9 protein-coding genes are annotated in these 7584 nt (G+C 67.3%); all 9 read right to left on the bottom strand.

What is annotated here, in order from left to right; translation table 11 throughout:
- Positions 1-684 (bottom strand): peroxide stress protein YaaA (locus tag LQV45_RS14020; protein WP_230007558.1); only part of this gene is annotated, 684 nt, incomplete at its 3' end.
- A 75-nt stretch (positions 685-759) separates the two neighbouring features.
- Positions 760-1020: a F0F1 ATP synthase subunit epsilon gene (locus LQV45_RS14015; protein ID WP_138177936.1), complete on the bottom strand. Its 261-nt coding sequence runs from the start codon at positions 1018-1020 to the stop codon at positions 760-762.
- 1 nt (position 1021) lies between these two features.
- Complete coding sequence (gene atpD / locus LQV45_RS14010; RefSeq protein WP_230007557.1) at positions 1022-2470, bottom strand: F0F1 ATP synthase subunit beta; 1449 nt, start codon at positions 2468-2470, stop codon at positions 1022-1024.
- A 22-nt stretch (positions 2471-2492) separates the two neighbouring features.
- Complete coding sequence (locus LQV45_RS14005) at positions 2493-3392, bottom strand: F0F1 ATP synthase subunit gamma (RefSeq protein WP_230007556.1); 900 nt, start codon at positions 3390-3392, stop codon at positions 2493-2495.
- A gap of 24 nt (positions 3393-3416) precedes the next feature.
- Complete coding sequence (gene atpA / locus LQV45_RS14000) at positions 3417-5045, bottom strand: F0F1 ATP synthase subunit alpha (RefSeq protein ID WP_138177930.1); 1629 nt, start codon at positions 5043-5045, stop codon at positions 3417-3419.
- A 61-nt stretch (positions 5046-5106) separates the two neighbouring features.
- The gene (locus LQV45_RS13995; RefSeq protein WP_230007555.1) at positions 5107-5898 is read right to left on the bottom strand and encodes a F0F1 ATP synthase subunit delta; all 792 of its coding nucleotides are present in this window, start codon (positions 5896-5898) and stop codon (positions 5107-5109) included.
- Entirely contained in the window at positions 5898-6458 is a 561-nt protein-coding gene (locus LQV45_RS13990) for a F0F1 ATP synthase subunit B (protein ID WP_230007554.1), read from the bottom strand. Before LQV45_RS13990 ends, LQV45_RS13995 begins: the two co-directional genes overlap by 1 nt.
- A 34-nt stretch (positions 6459-6492) precedes the next feature.
- Complete coding sequence (atpE, locus tag LQV45_RS13985; RefSeq protein WP_043360904.1) at positions 6493-6726, bottom strand: F0F1 ATP synthase subunit C; 234 nt, start codon at positions 6724-6726, stop codon at positions 6493-6495.
- A gap of 45 nt (positions 6727-6771) precedes the next feature.
- Positions 6772-7584 (bottom strand): F0F1 ATP synthase subunit A (atpB, locus tag LQV45_RS13980; RefSeq protein ID WP_308288866.1); only part of this gene is annotated, 813 nt, incomplete at its 5' end.

Here is a 7584-nt window from a genome sequence, read left to right as displayed (position 1 = left end):
GTCGAGGAGATCTGACCGCGAGCCGATGCGGGCACGGGTCTCCGCCAGGCGTCGGACCAGCTCGCCTTTCGCCTTCTTGTTGAAGTGGTTCAGGGCGCGCACCGCTCCATCGGGGCCCGCCGCGACCACACGCACGTAGGCGCTGTCGAGTTCCGCGGGTACCGGGCCGAGTGCCGCGTACGCCTCGGATCGCACGTCGAGGACGAAGTCCGGCGCCGCATCACGGATGGCTCGGGTGACGGCATCCGCCCAGATCCGTCGCAGCGAGGGAAGACCCGGAAGCGACGTCGAGGCCGCCAGACGATACGCCGGGATGCCGTCGAGGGCGCCGACCGGGCCGAACGGCGCCGAGTGGATGAGGACGTGCGCCCCCAGCCAGTCGCGCGCGGGAGCGTCGAGTGAACCCGCATCCAGGGCATCGAACAGCACGCCCGTGTACCGGTCCACCGCGGGCAGCGTCGCTGCGGACCGCAGCGCGGCGTTGTCAGCGACCTCGTGGAGCCGCCGGGGACTGAGCTTGAGGACGCGCGCCGCAGATTCTTCATCCGCACTGAGCGCGACGAGAGCATCGATCACGCGGGTACGCGGTGCGGTCAGCGCCGGAAGGGAAAGACTCGCGGCATCCAGGGGCTTTCCGTGCCCGCCGGGGCGTTTGGTCTCGGAGGGAGGAAGGAGAACGAGCATGCGACCTCGGGGGAACGAACGAACGACGCGCGCCGCCCGGTGAACCGGACGACGCGCGTCGAAGAGGAGAGAGTGTCAGGAGACCAGCGCAGCGTGACCGGCGACAATCGTCAACTCGTCGCCCGACATCGACAGGAACCCGTCCTGCGCACTGGCGAGAGTCTTGGTGCCGTCGACACCGGTGATGCGCACCTCGCCCTGGGCGAGGATCGCGAGCACGGGTTCGTGCCCCTGCATGAAGCCGATCTCACCTTCGACCGTCTTGGCGACGACGAGCGACGCCTCACCGGTCCAGACCTCGGCGTCAGCCGAGACGAGGTTCACGCGCAGCGGCATGTCAGCCGTTCTCCTTCTGGATCTGCGCCCACTTGGCCTCGACGTCGGCGATGCCACCGACGTTGAAGAACGCCTGCTCGGCGACGTGGTCGAAGTCACCCTTGACGATCGCGTCGAAGGACTCGATCGTCTCCTTGATCGGGACCGTGGAGCCCTCGACACCGGTGAACTTCTTGGCCATGTAGGTGTTCTGCGAGAGGAACTGCTGGATGCGACGTGCACGCGACACGACGATCTTGTCCTCTTCGGAGAGCTCGTCGACACCGAGGATCGCGATGATCTCCTGCAGTTCCTTGTTCTTCTGCAGGATCTGCTTCACCGAGGTGGCCACGCGGTAGTGGTCCTCACCGATGTAGCGCGGGTCCAGGATGCGGCTGGTCGACGTCAGCGGGTCGATGGCCGGGTAGAGACCCTTCGACGCGATCTCACGGGACAGCTCGGTCGTGGCATCCAGGTGGGCGAAGGTCGTCGCCGGAGCCGGGTCGGTGTAGTCGTCGGCGGGGACGTAGATCGCCTGGAGCGACGTGATCGAGTGACCGCGCGTCGAGGTGATGCGCTCCTGGAGCACACCCATCTCGTCGGCGAGGTTCGGCTGGTAACCCACGGCGGAGGGCATGCGGCCGAGCAGCGTCGAGACCTCGGAACCGGCCTGCGTGAAGCGGAAGATGTTGTCGATGAAGAGCAGAACGTCCTGCTTCTGCACGTCGCGGAAGTACTCCGCCATCGTCAGCGCCGACAGGGCGACGCGCAGACGCGTCCCCGGCGGCTCGTCCATCTGGCCGAACACGAGGGCGGTCTTGTCGAAGACACCCGCCTCTTCCATCTCGCCGATGAGGTCGTTGCCCTCACGGGTGCGCTCACCGACACCGGCGAACACGGAGACACCACCGTGGTCCTGCGCGACGCGCTGGATCATCTCCTGGATGAGGACGGTCTTGCCGACGCCGGCGCCGCCGAACAGACCGATCTTTCCACCCTGCACGTAGGGGGTCAGGAGGTCGATCGACTTGATGCCGGTCTCGAACATCTCGGTCTTGGACTCGAGCTGGTCGAAGCTCGGGGCCTTGCGGTGGATGCCCCAGCGCTCGGTGACCTCGATCGTCTCACCGGGTGCGGCGTTGAGCACCTCACCGGTGACGTCGAAGACCTTGCCCTTGGTCACGTCGCCGACGGGGACCGAGATCGGGCCACCGGTGTCGCGCACCTCCTGGCCGCGGACCATGCCGTCGGTGGGCTTGAGCGAGATGGCGCGCACGAGGTCGTCGCCGAGGTGCTGCGCGACCTCGAGCGTGATCTCGGTGGAGGTGTCACCGATGGTGATGGTGGTCTTGAGCGCGTTGTAGATCTCGGGGATCGCGTCGTGCGGGAACTCGATGTCGACGACGGGCCCGGTGACACGCGCGACGCGGCCGACGACAGCCGCGTCGGTCTTCTCGGCGGTGAGGCTCATGGCTTCTTCTCTCCTTGGGAACTTACTTGCCGGATGACAGAGCATCGGCGCCGCCGACGATCTCGGCGATCTGCTGCGTGATCTCCGCCTGACGCGCGTTGTTGCGCAGGCGGGTGTAGTCGGTGATGAGCTTGTCGGCGTTGTCGCTGGCCGACTTCATCGCCTTCTGCGTCGCGGCGTGCTTGGCCGCCGACGACTGCAGGAGAGCGTTGAAGATGCGGCTCTGGACGTACACCGGCAGGAGTGCGTCGAGCACGGTCTCGGCGTCCGGCTCGAACTCGTAGAGCGGGTACACCTCGGCCTGAGCCGGGGCTTCGTCGGCCTCGAGGACTTCGAGCGGGAGCAGACGGATGGACTCGGGCGACTGCGTCATCATGCTGACGAAGCGGTTGTACACGAGGTGGATCTCGTCGACGCCGTCGTTCTCGCCACCGGCCCGGTAGGCCTCGAGCACGGCGTCCGAAATCGCTTCCGCCGTCGAGAACTGCGGAGTGTCGGTGTCGCCCGTCCACTGCGCGGCGCTGGCCATGCGGCGGAACTGGAAGTACCCGACGGCCTTGCGCCCGACGAGGTAGAACACGATCTCTTTGCCCTGCGACCGCAGCAGCTCCGCCAGCTCCAGACCCTCGCGGAGGATCTGGGAGTTGAACGCGCCGGCGAGGCCGCGGTCCGAGGTGAAGATCACCACGGCCGAGCGGCGGATGTTCTCGCGCTCGGTCGTCAGGGGGTGGTCGATCGAGGAGTGCGTGGCCACCGCGGAGACAGCGCTCGTGACGGCCCGCGCGAAGGGCGATGCCGCGCGCACACGCGCCATCGCCTTCTGGATGCGCGAGGCCGCGATGAGCTCCATCGCCTTCGTGATCTTCTTGGTCGTCTGAGCAGAACTGATCTTCTGCTTGTAGACCCGCAGTTGTGCGCCCATGATTCCGTTCTCGTGTCGTCGCTGTTAGCGACGGCCCTTGACGATTCGCTCCTGGTTGACGTCTTCGGCCTCGGCGGCTTCGACCTGCTCGGTGCCCACGGCACTCTGCTCACCCGGCTGGAACTCGAGGATGAACTCGTCGACCTTCTTCTCGAGCTCGGCGACGGTGTCGTCACCCAGCGCGTTGGTCTCGCGCAGCGTGTCGAGCACGGTCGAGTTGCGGCGCAGGTAGTCCAGCAGCTCGCGCTCGAAACGCAGGACGTCGGAGACCTCGATGGTGTCGAGCTTGCCGTTGGTGCCGGCCCAGATCGAGACGACCTGCTCCTCCACCGGGTACGGCGAGTACTGCGGCTGCTTGAGCAGCTCGGTCAGGCGCGCACCGCGGGCGAGCTGACGACGCGAGGCCGCGTCGAGGTCGCTGGCGAACATCGCGAAAGCCTCGAGCGAGCGGTACTGCGCGAGCTCGAGCTTCAGCGTTCCGGAGACCTTCTTGATCGACTTGACCTGGGCGTCACCACCCACGCGGGAAACCGAGATACCCACGTCGACCGCGGGACGCTGGTTGGCGTTGAACAGGTCGGACTGGAGGAAGATCTGGCCGTCGGTGATCGAGATCACGTTGGTCGGGATGTACGCCGAGACGTCGTTGGCCTTCGTCTCGATGATCGGCAGACCCGTCATCGAACCCGCGCCGAGCTCGTCGGAGAGCTTGGCGCAACGCTCGAGCAGACGCGAGTGCAGGTAGAAGACGTCACCGGGGTACGCCTCGCGACCCGGCGGGCGACGGAGGAGGAGCGACACGGCGCGGTAGGCCTCGGCCTGCTTCGACAGGTCGTCGAAGATGATCAGGACGTGCTTGCCGCCGTACATCCAGTGCTGGCCGATCGCCGAACCCGTGTAGGGGGCGAGGTACTTGAAGCCGGCCGGGTCGGAGGCGGGGGCCGCGACGATGGTGGTGTACTCCATCGCGCCGGCGTCCTCGAGGGCGCCCTTGACCGAGGCGATCGTCGAGCCCTTCTGACCGATGGCGACGTAGATGCAGCGGACCTGCTTGTCGACGTCGCCCGACTCCCAGTTGGCCTTCTGGTTGATGATCGTGTCGATCGCGATGGCCGTCTTACCGGTCTGGCGGTCGCCGATGATGAGCTGGCGCTGGCCGCGACCGACGGGGATCATCGCGTCGATGGCCTTGATGCCGGTCTGCAGCGGCTCGTGCACGCTCTTGCGCTGCATGACGCCGGGCGCCTGCAGTTCGAGCGCACGACGACCCTCGGTCGCGATCTCGCCGAGACCGTCGATGGGGTTGCCGAGCGGGTCCACGACACGGCCGAGGTAGCCGTCGCCGACACCGACCGAGAGGACCTCGCCGGTGCGGGTGACGCTCTGGCCTTCTTCGATGCCGGAGAATTCGCCGAGAACGACGACACCGATCTCGTGCTCGTCGAGGTTCTGGGCCAGGCCCAGGGTGCCGTTCGCGAAGCGGATGAGTTCGTTCGCCATGACGCCGGGCAGTCCCTCGACGTGGGCGATGCCGTCGGCCGCGTCGACGACGGTGCCGACCTCGGTCGCACCCGCGCCCGTCGGCTCGTAGGCGTTGACGAAGTCCTTCAGCGCGTCACGGATGACGTCGGGGCTGATAGAGAGTTCTGCCATTGTCTTCCTTCGTTCGTGGGGCGCGAGCCCCCAGATCTCCACCCGCTCGGGCGGGAAAGTCTTAGCCTGCGATGCGCTGGCGCAGGTCGGCGAGGCGTGCGGACACGCTCGCGTCGATGACGTCGTCGGCGACCTGCACACGCAGCCCACCGACCACGGTCGGGTCGATCACGGTGTTGAGGGTGACCGCCGAGCCGTAACGCGCGCTGAGCGCGTTCTCGAGCCGCGTCCGCTGCTCGGCGCTCAGCGGGGTCGCGGCGTACACGGTCGCGACGATGCTGGAGCGCTGATCGGCGACGATCGCCGAGGCGCGACGCAGCAGCGCACGGACACGGCGACCGTGCGCGTTCTGCACGAGCGAGGAGACGATCAGGGCCGTGGCGGCACCCGCGCGTCCGTCGAGCAGCGTCGAGACGAGCGAGCTCTTGGCCGACGCGTCGCCGAGGCGACCGCCCAGCGCCAGTTCGAGCTCGCCGTTCGAGGCCACCGTGCGGGAGAACTGGAACAGCTCGCCTTCGATGTCTGCCGACGGGTCGGCGACGGTGGCGGCGCGCACGGCCAGTTCCTCCAGGCCGTCCACGAACTCACCCGCGTTCGACCAGCGCTGCTCGGCCGCACTGCGCAGCAGAGCGACGGTCACCTCGCGGTACGTGCCACCGAAGACCGCCGTCACGAGCGCGCCGCGGGCGGCGGCCGGTGCCGAGGAGTCGGACAGCGCGCCGCTCAGCTGCGCCGAGCCGCTCACGGCGCCGACGGCCGCGAAGAGTTCGCGGGCGACGTCGAGGTCGACGCCCGACGTCGCCGTGAGCGCCTCGGTCGTCGCGGTCCGCGCCTGAGTGGTCGCGCTGCCCATTACTGGGCCGCCTTCTCGGATGCCTCGAGCTCGGCGAGGAAGCGGTCCACCACGGCCTGCGCACGCGCGTCGTCGGAGAGGGTCTCCCCGATGACGTTGCCGGCGAGGTCGACGGCGAGCGTACCCACCTCAGCGCGCAGGGAGACGAGGGTCGACTGACGCTCGGCCTCGATCTGCGCGTGGGCGGCGGCGGTGATGCGAGCTGCGTCGGTGGACGCGGCATCCTTCGCCTCGGCGACGATCTTCTTGCCGTCCTCGCGGGCGGCCTCGCGGATCTCACCGGCTTCCTTGCGGGCCTCGGCCAGTTGCGCGGTGTACTGCTCGAGAGCGGCTTCGGCCTGGCGCTGTGCCTCGTCGGCCTTGGCGATGTTGCCCTCGATGGCGGCACTGCGCTCGTCGAGGAGCTTCGCCATCCGCGGCAGGGCTACGCGCCACACCACGAAGATGATGACGACGAAGCACACGGCCGACCAGATGATGTCGTACCACGCCGGGATCAGCGGGTTCTTCGCCGCTTCGCCCGCGGGCTCCGCGGCGAGTGTGACAAGAGCGTTCAGCATCCTGTCTCCTTTGAGTGAGTCGAGAGCGGCCGGATCAGGTGAAGATGAAGCCGGTCGCGATACCGATGAAGGCGAGCGCCTCGGTGAAGGCGATACCGATGAACATCAGGACCTGCAGGCGGCCCGCGAGCTCGGGCTGACGGGCGACACCCTCGATGGTCTTGCCGACGACGATGCCCACGCCGATGGCGGGGCCGATGGCCGCGAGGCCGTAGCCGATCGTGGCGACGTTACCGGTGACCTGGGCGAGAACCGTAGTTGCGTCCACGGGTTTTTTCCTTTCGGTTGGGTGGCTCGGCGTGCGCCGGGCCGCTCAGTGCTCTTCTGCGACCGCGAGCTGGATGTAGACCGCGGTGAGGATCGCGAAGACGTACGCCTGGAGGAAGGCGACGAAGATTTCGAACAGGGTGAAGGCGAAGCCGAAGGCGAGCGACCCCGCGCCCAGCGCCGTCCACCAGCCACTGAGGCCGACGACGAAGAACTGGGTGGCGGAGAAGAACAGCACCAGCATCAGGTGACCGACGACCATGTTCATCAGCAGACGAAGCGTCAGCGTGATCGGCCGGATGATGAAGGTGGAGAGGAACTCCAGCGGCACGATGATGATGTACAGCGGCCACGGCACGCCCGAGGGGAGCAGCGCGTTCTTGAAGAACCCGCCGGGGCTCTTCTTGATGCCGGCGTAGATGAAGGTCGCGTAGGCCACGATCGCCAGCAGCAGCGGGACGGCGATGACGCTCGTCCCGGCGATGTTCAGGAACGGGATGACACCCGTGATGTTCATGAACAGCACCATGAAGAAGATCGTGGTGAGGATCGGCAGGAAGCGACGGCCGTCCTTGCGGCCGAGGATGTCCTCGGCGATGTTGACGCGGACGAAGTCCAGGCCCATCTCGACGACGCTCTGGAAGCGGCCCGGGACGACCTTCATCCGGCGCGTGCCGACGATGAGCAGGATCACCAGGACGGCGGTCGCGAGCATCTGCACCAGGTTGATGCGCGTGATCGCGAAGATCGTGCCCTCGAACAGGATCGCGTCGGGGAAGAACTCGTTGATGGACGGCGGGTGGAACTCAGCCCCCGCGGACGCGAAGTTCGTGATCAGGGTCGCAGCTTGAGTGGACAG

The organism is Microbacterium sp. Bi128 (assembly GCF_918698205.1).
The sequence above is the reverse complement of the archived record's forward strand: the minus strand, read 5'-3'. Positions and strand labels throughout refer to the sequence as shown.

Excerpts from the sequence above, each read along its gene's own strand:
- LQV45_RS14015 (WP_138177936.1), bottom strand. The coding sequence starts at position 1,020 with ATGCCGCTGCGCGTGAACCTCGTCTCGGCTGACGCCGAGGTCTGGACC.
- atpD (WP_230007557.1), bottom strand. The coding sequence starts at position 2,470 with ATGAGCCTCACCGCCGAGAAGACCGACGCGGCTGTCGTCGGCCGCGTC.
- LQV45_RS14005 (WP_230007556.1), bottom strand. The coding sequence starts at position 3,392 with ATGGGCGCACAACTGCGGGTCTACAAGCAGAAGATCAGTTCTGCTCAG.
- atpA (WP_138177930.1), bottom strand. The coding sequence starts at position 5,045 with ATGGCAGAACTCTCTATCAGCCCCGACGTCATCCGTGACGCGCTGAAG.
- LQV45_RS13995 (WP_230007555.1), bottom strand. The coding sequence starts at position 5,898 with ATGGGCAGCGCGACCACTCAGGCGCGGACCGCGACGACCGAGGCGCTC.
- LQV45_RS13990 (WP_230007554.1), bottom strand. The coding sequence starts at position 6,458 with ATGCTGAACGCTCTTGTCACACTCGCCGCGGAGCCCGCGGGCGAAGCG.